This is a genomic window from Mesorhizobium sp. M0768 (assembly GCF_040320195.1).
Lineage (GTDB): Bacteria > Pseudomonadota > Alphaproteobacteria > Rhizobiales > Rhizobiaceae > Mesorhizobium.
The window spans coordinates 36,577-49,098 of sequence record NZ_JAMYPD010000022.1 but is presented as its reverse complement, the minus strand read 5'-3'; the positions used below and the strand labels follow the sequence as shown (position 1 = coordinate 49,098).

General features: G+C 61.5%; 12 protein-coding genes. 7 read left to right on the top strand and 5 right to left on the bottom strand.

Annotated elements, in window-relative coordinates; genetic code table 11:
• Complete coding sequence (locus NKI08_RS24200; RefSeq protein WP_352772713.1) at positions 1 to 1,641, bottom strand: N,N-dimethylformamidase beta subunit family domain-containing protein; 1,641 nt, start codon at positions 1,639 to 1,641, stop codon at positions 1 to 3.
• Between the two features lie 155 nt (positions 1,642 to 1,796).
• Here NKI08_RS24200 and NKI08_RS24195 point away from each other — a divergent pair, with 155 nt between their 5' ends.
• The 5 genes from NKI08_RS24195 (at position 1,797) to NKI08_RS24175 (ending at position 4,560) form a co-directional block, all read left to right on the top strand.
• Positions 1,797 to 2,045 (top strand): ParB N-terminal domain-containing protein, encoded by a 249-nt coding sequence (locus NKI08_RS24195; protein WP_023674751.1) that lies wholly within the window; start codon positions 1,797 to 1,799, stop codon positions 2,043 to 2,045.
• Positions 2,046 to 2,166: 121 nt separating this feature from the next.
• Positions 2,167 to 2,652 (top strand): SRPBCC family protein, encoded by a 486-nt coding sequence (locus NKI08_RS24190; RefSeq protein ID WP_352620675.1) that lies wholly within the window; start codon positions 2,167 to 2,169, stop codon positions 2,650 to 2,652.
• Between the two features lie 24 nt (positions 2,653 to 2,676).
• Positions 2,677 to 3,633: an alpha/beta fold hydrolase gene (locus NKI08_RS24185; protein ID WP_352772710.1), complete on the top strand. Its 957-nt coding sequence runs from the start codon at positions 2,677 to 2,679 to the stop codon at positions 3,631 to 3,633.
• A 196-nt stretch (positions 3,634 to 3,829) separates the two neighbouring features.
• Positions 3,830 to 4,228: a GFA family protein gene (locus NKI08_RS24180; protein ID WP_352457758.1), complete on the top strand. Its 399-nt coding sequence runs from the start codon at positions 3,830 to 3,832 to the stop codon at positions 4,226 to 4,228.
• A gap of 119 nt (positions 4,229 to 4,347) precedes the next feature.
• On the top strand, positions 4,348 to 4,560 hold the full coding sequence (locus NKI08_RS24175; protein WP_023674755.1) for a hypothetical protein: 213 nt from the start codon (positions 4,348 to 4,350) through the stop codon (positions 4,558 to 4,560).
• A 13-nt stretch (positions 4,561 to 4,573) separates the two neighbouring features.
• On the opposite strand, the gene NKI08_RS24170 is transcribed toward NKI08_RS24175, so the two are convergent.
• A complete protein-coding gene (locus NKI08_RS24170) occupies positions 4,574 to 5,488 on the bottom strand; it encodes a hypothetical protein (RefSeq protein ID WP_352684238.1) in 915 nt (304 codons plus the stop codon).
• A 251-nt stretch (positions 5,489 to 5,739) separates the two neighbouring features.
• Between NKI08_RS24170 and NKI08_RS24165 the strand changes: the two genes are divergently transcribed.
• Positions 5,740 to 6,759, top strand: a complete 1,020-nt coding sequence (locus NKI08_RS24165; RefSeq protein WP_352684240.1) for a GH25 family lysozyme — start codon at positions 5,740 to 5,742, stop codon at positions 6,757 to 6,759.
• Between the two features lie 256 nt (positions 6,760 to 7,015).
• On the top strand, positions 7,016 to 7,387 hold the full coding sequence (locus tag NKI08_RS24160) for an endonuclease domain-containing protein (protein WP_352772705.1): 372 nt from the start codon (positions 7,016 to 7,018) through the stop codon (positions 7,385 to 7,387).
• Positions 7,388 to 7,618: 231 nt separating this feature from the next.
• Here the strand turns inward: NKI08_RS24160 and NKI08_RS24155 are convergent, their stop codons facing one another.
• The 3 genes from NKI08_RS24155 to NKI08_RS24145 are packed head-to-tail and all read right to left on the bottom strand — an operon-like array spanning position 7,619 to position 12,398.
• Positions 7,619 to 7,885 carry a hypothetical protein gene (locus NKI08_RS24155; RefSeq protein WP_352683422.1) on the bottom strand — a complete coding sequence of 89 codons (267 nt, stop codon included), beginning with the start codon at positions 7,883 to 7,885 and terminating at the stop codon, positions 7,619 to 7,621.
• Positions 7,886 to 7,937: 52 nt separating this feature from the next.
• On the bottom strand, positions 7,938 to 8,627 hold the full coding sequence (locus NKI08_RS24150; RefSeq protein ID WP_352683420.1) for a DUF4238 domain-containing protein: 690 nt from the start codon (positions 8,625 to 8,627) through the stop codon (positions 7,938 to 7,940).
• A 6-nt stretch (positions 8,628 to 8,633) separates the two neighbouring features.
• Positions 8,634 to 12,398, bottom strand: coding sequence for a vitamin B12-dependent ribonucleotide reductase (locus NKI08_RS24145; protein WP_352772703.1), 3,765 nt, complete (start codon positions 12,396 to 12,398; stop codon positions 8,634 to 8,636).
• Positions 12,399 to 12,522: the final 124 nt, after the last annotated feature.

Here is a 12,522-nt window from a genome sequence, read left to right as displayed (position 1 = left end):
TCATGGCTTTCCAAGATAGCGGTCAAGGACATTTCTGGTGACGCGCTCGACAATCGCATCCTGCCTTAGCAGGCCGGCAACCCATTCGCAGCTTCCGGCGTGAAACACCTCGCCTTTGCCGCGCGGGAAATTGACGATCATGCCGTTGCCGCGTTTGACCTTGTCGAGGTTGGCATCGCTTGCCTCGCCGAACAGCGTCTCGGCGGTGAAGCGTCCGTCCTCGTCGCCGAGAAACTGGTCCTCGAACGCAATGTCGGCGCTTTCCTCGACCTGGCTCGCCATGCCGACCGCGAGCACCTGCAGGCCGTCCGGCGCACCGCTAGTGGTCGTGGGGTAGGGCAGGCCGCCGCGGATCTCGAAATCGAGCCCGTCGACCTCGTAGCCATAGACATGGCTGTCGGCGCCGAGCAGATCGCCATAGTAGATGCCGGTGCCGGCAAACGCCCAATGCTCCGGCCGGTAGACCGGAAAGCCGCGTACGCCGCGCGGCGCGCAGCCGCCCCAGCCGGCATAGACGCCTCTTGTCGCGTTGAGACCGAAGGTCGCGGCACCCGGCCGGCCGATTTCCGGCGCTTCCCAGGAATTGGTGGCGCGCCTTATATCGCCGCCGCGATAGGCCGGGTCTTCGGCGCGAGCGCAGTATTTGTAGCAGACCTGCCGGCGGCCTTCGTCCTCCAGCCTGGTCTGCCACATGAAATTGCCGGCAAAGCGCGCCGCATGACCGCCGCGCTCGACATAGGTGTCGACCGCATCGCGCATTTCCCAGGTCCAATATTCGTCGTGGCCGACCAGGACGACGCAGTCATAGCCGTCGAGAATGTCGGGCGAAAAATGCAGATCGTGCTGGCTGGCGAGATCGACGGCGTAGCCGGCACGCTCGGCGAAGCGGAAGAAATGGCTGTCGTAGCTTGCCCAGCCGGACGAGGCGTATTTCTTCGAATGGCCGGTAGCAAAGGCCCATTCCATGTGCGGATAGCGCGGCACGGTTTTTGGCGGCACGGCGACTTCGAGCGGCACGCGCGGCGCGTCCCTGGGCAGCACGACGAAGCCGCGGCACCACGGCCGTTGGGTCGACACCATTCGTGCATATTGGTCCCGGCCTGGCCCGGTGATGCCTTCGTAATGGTTGGAACCGCCCCACGTATTGTAGGCGAGCCAGGTGCCGGTGGCCGCCACCTGCAGCACACGGCCAGGCTTCTTGCCGGGCTGTGGCGCGACGATAAAAAGATGGTGGCAGCGGATCGGCTTGCCGTCCCGGCCATCTGCTGTCAGCGTCACGCGATAGGCGCCGGACGGCCAGTCGTCGCCGATGCGAAACTCGAACGACGCTTGCCAGCCGCAGCCTTCGACCGAACATTGGTCCGGCGTATCTTGCCAGCGCGCCGCGATTCCGGTCCCTTCGAACATTGTCGTTTCCGCGCCGCCGTCGCGGATGATCGCGATGCCGAAACTGACGGCCGTCGAACTGACATGCAGTGCCACCATCTCGCCAGGACGGTAGGAAAAACGGTCGCTGTAGCACCAGATTTCGCCGCGCCCGCCATCCATCCCCGGCCATTCCCAGTAATGGCTGCGCACCGCCTGGCCTCGCTGCTCCGGCGTCAGTCCGAAATCGGGAAACTCGGTCGGCAGGTGGTTCATGGACACCGCTAAGGTCGAAGGCCGCCATTTCGGCCATCCGCCGGCCAAGCGTCAATTGGAAACGATCGGGCCAGCCATTGCCGGGCGCTCCCTTGGCGTTGCCGGACAAACAGACTATCTCACAAAACGCGGCCTTGTCCGCCACGGGAGCCGACATGCTGAGAGTGCAAAAGGTCAGGGTCAACGATATCTACGTGCCGACGGCGCGCAAAAAGACGCTGCATCCCGAGACCGTCCGCCATCTGGCCGAGGACATTCTGGAAAACGGCATGAAGATGCCGATCCAAGTGCGCCATGACGGCAAGCGCCATATCCTGGTCGAAGGGTTGCATCGGCTGGAAGCGGCCAAGTGGCTCGGCGAGACCGAGATCGACGCCTATCTGGTGCAAGCCAAGCGCCACTGAAGCCACTTATTTCCGTCGTTCGAATCTCCTGTCCCGCGGATTTTTTCGCGGGCCGTGTCGGCTTGCGTCGTGTCGATTCGTCCTAGACACGGAAGCCAAAACCGACGTGTGAGGAAACACCATGACCACCAAGCTCGACATCGCCCCCAACTCCGACCGCGAGCTGGTTCTCGCGCGCATCATCGATGCGCCGCACGAGAACGTCTATCGCTGCTGGACCGAGCCAAAGCTGTTGACGCAATGGTTCTCGCCGAAGCCGTGGATGACGCCGCGCGCCGAAATGGATGTGCGGACCGGTGGCTCCACCCTTGTCGTCATGGCCGATCCCGACGGCAAGGAGTTCCCGAATCCAGGCATCTTCCTCGAAGTCGTACCGGGCAAAAAGCTCGTCTTCACCGATGCCTATACGAAGGCGTGGGAGCCGTCCGAAAAGCCGTTCATGACGGTCGTGCTGACCTTTGAGGACGAGGGCGAGGGTAAGACCCGCTACATTGCCCGCGTCGCGCATTGGTCGGTCGCCGACCGCGAACAGCACGAGAAAATGGGTTTTCACGAGGGCTGGGGCCAGTGCGCCGAACAGCTTGAGGAGGTCGCAAAGCGACTTTGATGCAAACGGGAGAGGGAGACTGACGTGTCCAGATCGGTATTTTTCGCCATATTCGCCTCGGCCGCCGCGCTATTTGCCGCGCCGGGCACCATCGACGCAGAGGAGGCCAAGCCCGCCATGACGACCGCAACCGCAACACTGCCGAAGCCGGAAAAATCCGGCCTGCTGCCGATCAACGGCCTGAACTATTATTACGCCGTCTATGGCAAGGGCGAGCCGCTGCTTCTGCTGCATGGCGGCCTCGGCACGACCGATATGTTCGCGCCGATCCTGCCAAAACTTGCCGAAGACCGGACCGTCATCGGCGTTGACCTGCAGGGCCATGGCCGCACCGCGCTTGGCGACCGGCCGCTCAGCCTGGAGGCGATGGGCGACGACATGGCGGCGATCGTCAAGGCACTCGGCTACGACAAGGTCGACGTGATGGGTTATTCGCTGGGTGGCGGCGTCGCCTTCCGCATGGCCGTGCAGCATCCCGAAACGGTGCGCCGCCTGGTGCTGGTCTCGACCGGCTACGCCGCGGACGGCTTCTACGCCGAAATGCGTGGCCAGCAGGCACAGGTCGGCGCGGCGATGGCCGACATGATGAAGGACACGCCGATGTACAAATCCTACGTCGCGGTTGCGCCGAATCCGGAGGATTTTCCGAAACTGCTCGACCAGCTCGGCGCCTATATGCGCAAGGCCTACGACTATTCGGCCGACGTGCCAAAGCTGAAAATGCCGGTGATGCTGGTGTTCGGCGACAGCGACATGTACCGGCCCGAGCACGAGATCAAGTTCTATCAGATGCTCGGCGGCGGGTTGAAGGACGCCGGCTGGATGCGCGAGAACCTGTCGCAGAACCGCCTGGCGATCGTGCCGAACCGCACCCACTACGATGTGTTCTTCGCGCCGGAACTGACAGCTGCCGCGCTGCCGTTCCTCAATGGCCAGACCAAGGTCAAGACCTGGGACGAGGTCGTCAACGAAACGAACTGACGCCCAGTCAATTGTCTGCCGGCCGTCTTCCGCGAGATGGCCGGCATGTCGCCCATGGGGCCTTGGCCCGGCGCATCGGCCAATCGTGTATTGGCCGCATCACAGCTATAGATGGCGCCATCAAAGCTTTTCAATTGACGCTGCCACGCCTATCGATAGGTATGCCGCCTATCCTCACAGGGCAGGGACGCGGGTGATGGCAAGATATCAGGGCGGGTGTTTGTGCGGTGCGGTGCGCTACCGCGCCGAGGCGGCACCGATCAATGAGCGCGTCTGCCATTGCCGGTTGTGCCAGAAGGCGCTGGGTGCCGCCTTCAACGCGCGCGTGCTGTTCCGCATCGATGATGTGACGGTCGACGGACCGCTGGCGACGGTGAATTCCTCGCCCGATCTCAAGCGCGGCTTTTGCCCGCGCTGCGGCACGACGATGTTTTCCCGGCGCGATTCCGCCGGCATTATCGGCATCACCACCGGCTCGCTCGATGATCCCTCGTTGTTCAGGCCTGAGATGCATATCTGGACCGCCTCGAAGCAGCCCTGGGTGCAGATCGACGACGGCCTGCCGCAGTTTGAAGGCGCGCCACCTCCGGCTTGAGGTGGAATCTGGACAAAATTTAATCCGAAGCGACACGAGATAGCCGGCAAAGCGTCATTGGCGGGCCATCATTGCTGCCTATCTATTGGCGTGCGGGCAGGCAGTCGAGGAGGCGACGGATGAACGACAGCATCAACACCCTGGATGAACTCTTGAGCGATCCGATGATCAAGCTGGTGATGGAGCGCGACCGCGTGCAACCGGCACAACTTCGCACGTTGCTCGAAGAAAAGGTCCGCCGGGTAGACGATGATGCGCCGGTCAACGATCGCTTTGTACCGCCGGCCCACCTCATGGCCACGACCTGTCACAAGCTGTGGTTGTGCAGCTAGGGTCTTGAAGCGGTCAGCCGGAATTTGCCGGCAAATAGCTGTAATGGCTGCGGAAATAGGCAAGCTTGAAGCCGAGGCGTGCATAGTTGCGGTAGGCTGGCCCGTCACGTTCGGCTCGCGGCGCCTCGATATCGGCCACGAACAGTTTTGCACCGGCCGCAAGTCCGTCGCGCACCATCGCTTCGCCGAGCATTGCATCGAGGTCGAAGCTCGGCGCCATGATGCCGGGCACCGGCGCGTCGATGCCGCTCCAGGCCATGCCGTCGGCGCCGATGAACATCGAGCGCACCGCCGCCACCGCGTCTTCCCGCCGCAGCATGTAATGATGCCAGCCGCGCCGGCCGGCCAGCGCCAGCAACCACGGTGAGGTCGGCAACCGATATTGCCTGTCGATGAACCCAGCCCATTCCCTTGCCGTTGCCGGCGTCACCCGCTCGACCGAGGCATCCTCCGTCGGGAAAAGCGGCTCAGCGGGCAATGGCGTCGCGTCGCGAAAGATGCGTTCCCAGCCGCCCTGACGTTGCAGGCCGCGCGCCTCGAGCCAGCAGCTGAGCGTCGCGGGCTCGGTGTGTGGGTTGGTGTAGAACCAGGGCCGCAGAATGCCGGCGTCGCGATAATGCGCCAGAAGCGCGTCGAGCCGGCTCTCGGTGGCTGCGCTATCGACACCGAAATTCTTGACGCAGTTGAAATGGATGAACGGGATCGTCGTGCAGGTGGTCCAGACGAGATCGCCATCTTCGGCGATGGCAAGGCCTTGCCTTGCGGCAAAGTCTGCCGGGGCGGCGCGATAGAGATCGAGCCACGCATTGACCTCGGCGCGTTCGATGGCGCGACTGAGGTTGCGAGGTATCTCGTCGACCCCGATGGCGGGCGAGCATGGCTCCGGCGGGACTACGGGCTGCAATTCTGACAGGGCGGCGGGCTGCATGACGTCCTCCACGTGGTGCCTTACACCGTAAGATTAGTAGAGACTAATCTCATGCCGTGAGTTGTCAAGCCGAGGCAGCGACGTGGCCGGACATTGGAGGGACAGCACACCTCCGCCCGGCCAACGTCCCGCTGCAAAGCCCTAACAATTCGATTCAAACTTTGTTGGTAGTTTCTTGTTAGGAATCCAGCTTGGTTTGTCCGGCGGCGTTGTCCTGCCTTCGGTCTGTTGTGTTTTGCGTACAGGTCCAGATGCGGTCATCAGGCGTCGTCATCTTCTCGATCGCAGCGCTGTGCCTTGCCGGCTGCACGTCGACCTCCGGCGTCGATGCGCTGCAAGTGCCGTCCAGCGAGACCACCAGCTCGGTTGTGCGCCCCCCCGCGCCGGTGGCATCCGTGGCGAAAACTGATGCTGCGCCCGCTTTTGCCGAACAGGAGCAGGACGAACAGCCGGTCGCGATGGACGTACCCGATCAGGACGTCGAACCGCCGGCCGAGGTGATCGCGCTGATGTCGCCGCCGAAGCGGCTGACACGCGCGGCACCAGCAATGCTTGCCGAACCGGTCACGCGCTATGGTTTTCGCGATGCCAAGCCGATCAATTTCGGCAAGTCCTCCTCGCCGAGGCGTCTCGCCGTCCACGGCGTCGACGTTTCGCGCTGGCAGGGCAATGTGAACTGGGGAAAGCTGCGTGCCCAGGGCGCCAATTTCGCCTACATCAAGGCCACCGACGGCGGCGATCATCTCGACCCGATGTTCACCAGGAACTGGCGCGGTGCCGATGCCGCCGGCCTCAAGCGCGGCGCCTACCACTTCTTCTACTGGTGCCGCACCGCCGGCGAGCAGGCCGATTGGTTCATCCGCAACGTGCCGCGGGTCGAGGGTGCGCTGCCGCCGGTGATCGACGTCGAGTGGAACGGCGACTCCAGCTGCAAGCGCCGCCCATCGCGGCAAAAGGTGCTGGAAAAGATGCAGGTGTTCATGGACAAGCTCGAGCGCTACTACGGCCAGCGGCCGATCATCTACACCGCGCCCGACTTCTACCGTGACAATCTCAGGGGCGCCTTCCCCGATTATCCGTTCTGGCTGCGCGCCGTGGCGGCGCACCCGTCAAAGGTCTATCCCGACCGCAAATGGCTGTTCTGGCAATATTCCGGCTCCGGCCTGTCGCACGGGGTGAGGGGCCGCATCGACCTCAACGTGTTCCATGGCGATGAACGCGCCTGGCGCGACTGGGTGGGTGGAAGGCAGATGGTGGCGGAAGTGGAGTAGCGCGGCAGCTTCTTCCTTCTCCCCCTGTGGGAGAAGGTGGATTGGCGCGCAGCGCCAAGACGGTTGAGGGGTGTTGGACGGAGTGCAGGTGATGCCAAGCTGGAACACCCCTCATCCGACCGAGCTTCGCTCGGCCACCTTCTCCCACAAGGGGAGAAGGGGAGGCGCCGCGCCATCCCCTTTGGTTGGTCTCGAACGTCGGCCCTTATCTGAGGATTCCTTGGAGGTCGTCCCCAGGATTGGATAACGTCGCCCCATGCCGCATCAGCCCGTTGCGCCCACCAAACGTCGCTTCGCCCGCTCGATGCGACGCGAGCCGATGGAAGCGGAAGACCGCCTGTGGCATGAACTGCGCGGACGCAGACTCGACAGAATCAAATTTCGGCGTCAGGTCCCCGTCGGCAAATTCATCGCCGATTTCATTTGCGCCGAGGCCAGACTGATCGTCGAGATCGACGGCAGCCAGCATGCGGATTCGAACTATGACCGGGAGCGGGACGCCGAACTTAAGGCGAGGGGCTTTCGTGTACTGCGTTTCTGGAATGACGACGTGCTGCGGGATCTGAACGCAGTCTGCGACACCATCATCGCTTACGTCCGCGATGACAGTTTGCAGCCTTGGCGGTAGTCGCGCGCTCTTCCCTTCTCCCCCTGTCTGTGGGAGAAGGTGGCTCGGCGCGGAGCGCCGAGACGGTTGAGGGGTGTTGGACGGAGCGCCGCCGGTGCCAAGCTGGAGCACCCCTCATCCGACCGAGCTTCGCTCGGCCACCTTCTCCCACAAGGGGAGAAGGGAGAGGCGAACACGTCCCTCGCGGCTAGTCGCCGGCACGGATGATTTTGCCGCTGGTGGGGCTTAATTTTAAGCTACTTCAATTCGTGGGTGCTCACGCCAGTGAGGTTTTTCCTTCATTACTTTATGCGCAAAGGAAAAATCCTTCCTCCGTGCTGCGATAAATCTGTTAGCCCATTGTATTTGAAGAGCATTCAGAAAAATAAGGATGTCCTTGGATATCGGCGCGTATTGAGAATCGACAAGCATTGCGATTTTCATTTTTGCCTGTTCTAGTCTTTCCTTCGCATCTAAAATCACTGACACACCGCTTTGAAGCGGAAGAGCGCCATCCACGAAAACCTTCAGTTGGATTTCACTTATTTTTTGCTCTGCCTTGGCACGTTCTTTATGAAAGCCGTCGATGATCGTAGGACACAAAAAACCTAGGACGAGATCCGAAGATATCGGGTAAATAAATTTCGATCCCTGGTACACCTAGTCCAATATTTCCGTACGGTCCAAAGTCGTTGTAATTGTGCATTACGAGCGGATTGTCTGAGATGTATAATTCTCCGGCGCAACACTTTTTTAGCAAGATCAATTTCTTGGTTGTCAAGTGTCCTGCAATCTCATCCAATTTATCGAGGTTCATTTTAAGGAGACAAAATTTTTCATATTCTTCGTCCGAAAAATGCTCGGGAATGTCGTTCGTTTTCAGATCGGGGAACCGAAGTTTGACATCTTGAAATATGCCAGAGTAGCTTTGACGCGACGACTTCGAGCGAAGGTGCTGCACAACCACAAAACAACAGAGCGTTGCCAAATCCATGGGGCTTAAGGCAGATACGGTCTCGTTAGCTATTATGCTTTCAAGAACAGGTTTTGCTAGGTTCTCTACGTGGGTGAACTTGCTTTCGAAATCCAGGTAAAAATTACCTTTTAAGCGGACGACATTATAATCCGCTTCGCCCATAATATTGCGTGGGTTAGTTCGAAATTCTTTGCAGGTCGATTTGTCAAAGACATGACATTGTCCTTCTGCGCAAAAATTGCGCAGAAGGAATTGTGGAACATAGTGCTGGTTCTCACGCGGCATCGATCCTCAGCTACACCCGCTCGTGGCCCCGCAAGTATCGCACTTCTCGCAAGTCCCGTTCCGCACCATCGTGAAGTTATGGCATTCCGAGCATTCGTTGCCGGTGTAGCCCTGCATCAGCGATTGCTGGCGCCGGTTGGCGGCGAGCGCTTTGGCTTCGGCTGCTTCTTTCGCGGCCTCGTCGGTGAACAGCTCCGTCGGGTCGGAGGCTTCCGCGTAGACGATGTCCTCGACCAGTTCCCTGGCGCGCTCCTCGTAGTCGCGCTTGTAGGCGACGGCTTCGTCGCTTGCCGGTTTTAGCGTCAGCACGTTGGAGCCGGAGAAAGCGGTCGGGGCGGTACGGGCTGGAGTTCCGGAACCGGAACCCGCAAAGCCTTTCGGCTCGGCGCCCATGCCCGACACCAGCTTGACCGGCGAGGCGCCGCGGGTCAGGCCCTTGGAGAAGGGCGTCGCCTTGCCTTCATTGATGCCGCGTCCGAGTGCCGTCTTGTCGAAATCCGACTGGTCGACATGGGCGAGATCGTGGCGGCCGAGATAGGAGACAGCCAGTTCGCGGAACACGTAGTCGAGGATCGACGTGGCGTTCTTGATGGCGTCGTTGCCCTGCACCATGCCGGCCGGCTCGAACTTGGTGAAGGTGAAGGCCTCGACATATTCGTCGAGCGGCACGCCATATTGCAGGCCGAGCGAGATGGCGATAGCGAAGTTGTTCATCATCGCCCGGAAGGCCGCACCTTCCTTGTGCATGTCGATGAAGATCTCGCCGATACGGCCGTCATCAAACTCGCCAGTGCGCAGATAGACCTTGTGGCCGCCGACGACCGCCTTCTGGGTATAGCCCTTGCGGCGGTTCGGCAGTTTCTCGCGGTCGCGGTAGAGACGCTCGACGACGCGCTCGACGATCTTCTCGGTCACCTGCACGGCGCGCTGTGCGGCCGGCGCCGCGATCAGCTGCTCGATGGCTTCGTCCTCGTCGTCTTCGACGTCGGCAAGCAACGAGGCGTTGAGCGGCTGCGACAGCTTCGAGCCGTCGCGATAGAGCGCGTTGGCCTTCAGCGCCAGCTTCCACGACAGCATGTAGGCGCCCTTGGCGTCTTCCACCGTCGCGTCGTTCGGCATGTTGATGGTCTTGGAGATGGCGCCGGAGATGAAGGGCTGCGCCGCCGCCATCATCATGATGTGGCTGTTGATCGACAGCGAACGCTTGCCGATCTTGCCGCACGGGCTGGCGCAGTCGAACACCGGCAGGTGTTCGGCCTTCAGGAACGGCGCGCCTTCCAGCGTCATCGCCCCGCAGACATGGATGTTGGCGGCCTCGATGTCTTTCTTCGAGAACCCCAGCGCCGGCAGCATCTCGAACGAGAAATCGTTGAGCTGCTCATCGGTGAAGCCGAACGTCTCCTTCACCCAGTCGGCACCCAGCGTCCACTGGTTGAAGACGAACTTGATATCGAAGGCCGACTTCAGCGCCGCATTGAGCGCTGCGATCTTTTCGTCGGTAAAGCCTTTTGCCTTGAGCGAGCCGGGGTTGATGCCCGGCGCCTGGTTGAGATTGCCGTGGCCAACCGCATAGGCCTCGATCTCGGCGATCTGGGCCTCGGAATAGCCGAGCGTACGCAGCGCTTCGGGCACCGCGCGGTTGATGATCTTGAAATAGCCGCCGCCGGCCAGCTTCTTGAATTTTACCAGCGCGAAGTCGGGCTCGATGCCGGTGGTATCGCAATCCATCACCAGGCCGATCGTGCCGGTCGGCGCGATCACCGTTGCCTGCGCATTGCGGTAGCCATGCTCCTCGCCGAGCTCGATGGCGCGGTCCCAGGCGGCCTTGGCATGGTCGGCAAGCTCTTGCTGCTTGAGGTCTGAGGCGACCAGCGGCACCGGGTTGACGGCGAGCTTCTCGTAGCCGTCTCTTTCGCCATAGGCCGCGCGGCGGTGATTGCGCATGACACGCAGCATGTTCTGCGCATTGCGGTCATAATCGGGGAAGGCGCCGAGCTCGGCGGCCATTTCGGCCGAAGTGGCATAGGCCGTGCCGGTCATGATCGCGGTGAGGGCGGCGCAGATGGCGCGGCCCTCGTCGGAATCATAGGGAATGCCCGAGGTCATCAGCAGGCCGCCGATATTGGCGTAGCCGAGGCCGAGCGTGCGGTACTCGTAGGAAAGCTTGGCGATCTCCTTCGACGGGAACTGCGCCATCATGACGGAGATTTCCAGCACCATGGTCCACAGCCGAACCGTGTGCTCGTAGGCTGATATGTCGATGGTGCCGTCGGCGTTGCGGTAGGGCAGAAGGTTGATCGACGCCAGGTTGCAGGCGGTGTCGTCGAGGAACATGTATTCCGAGCACGGGTTGGACGCCCGGATCGCACCGGCCGAGGCGCAGGTGTGCCAGTCGTTCATCGTCGTGTTGAAATGCAGGCCCGGATCGGCCGATGCCCAGGCGGCATAGCCGATCTTTTCCCAGAGATCGCGCGCCTTCAGCGTCTTCAGAACCTTGCCGTCCTTGCGGGCGGTGAGATGCCAGTCGCCGTCCTGCTCGACGGCGCGCAGGAAATCGTCCTTCAGTGACACCGAATTGTTGGAATTCTGGCCGGAAACGGTGAGATAGGCGTCCGAATCCCAGTCGGTGTCGTAGGTCTTGAACGACATCGAGGTGTAGCCCTGCTTGGCGAACTGGATGACGCGGTAGATGTAGTTCTCCGGCACCGCGTCCTTCTTGGCCGCCTTGATCTCGCGCTTCAGCGCGGTGTTGACCGCCGGGTCGAAGCAATCGTCGCCATTGCCTTCGCAGTTGATGCAGGCCTTCATGATCGCTTCGAGATGCTTCTTGACGATCTTCGAGCCGGTGACCAGCGAGGCGACCTTCTGCTCCTCATTGACCTTCCAGTCGATGAATTCCTCGATATCGGGATGATCGGCGTCGACGATGACCATTTTCGCGGCGCGGCGTGTCGTGCCGCCCGACTTGATGGCGCCCGCCGCGCGGTCGCCGATCTTGAGGAAGCTCATCAGCCCCGACGAACGACCGCCGCCCGACAGCTTTTCGCCTTCACCGCGCAGGAACGAGAAGTTGGAGCCGGTGCCGGAGCCGTATTTGAACAGGCGCGCCTCACGCACCCACAGGTCCATGATGCCGCCTTCATTGACGAGGTCGTCCTGCACGCCCTGGATGAAGCAGGCATGCGGCTGCGGATGCTCGTAGGAAGACTTCGACTTGGTCAGCTTGCCGGTGAACGGGTCGACATAGAAATGGCCCTGGCTCGGGCCGTCGATGCCATAGGCCCAGTGCAGGCCGGTGTTGAACCATTGCGGCGAGTTCGGCGCGACGCGCTGGGTGGCCAGCATATAGGCGAGCTCGTCGCGGAAGGCGCGCGCGTCTTCCTCCGACTTGAAGTAGCCGCCCTTCCAGCCCCAATAGGTCCAGGTACCGGCAAGCCGGTCGAAGACCTGGCGGGCGTCGGTCTCGGAACCGTAGCGCTCGGCTTCCGGCAGCTTGGCCAGTTCAGCCTCGTCGGCGACCGAGCGCCACAGGAAGGAGGGGACTTGCGTCTCTTCGACCTTCTTCAGCCGTGCCGGGACGCCCGCCTTGCGGAAATATTTCTGCGCCAGGATATCGGCGGCAACCTGGGAGAACTGCGCCGGCACATCGATGTTGTCCAAGCGGAACACCACCGACCCATCCGGATTCTTGATCTCGGAAAGCGCCTTGCGGAATTCGATCTCCGCATAGGCAGATTGTCCTGGCTTGGTGAAACGACGCTCGATGCGCATTGGTCCGGTCCCTTTTGTCTACATATAGCGCTTTTCCCAGAGGATTTCTGCCCTCTTGACGAAACGCGCATGCCCGCCGTCTGCCGGCGTTCGAACCCGCCGGCCCTCATCTTCACAGTCTCCG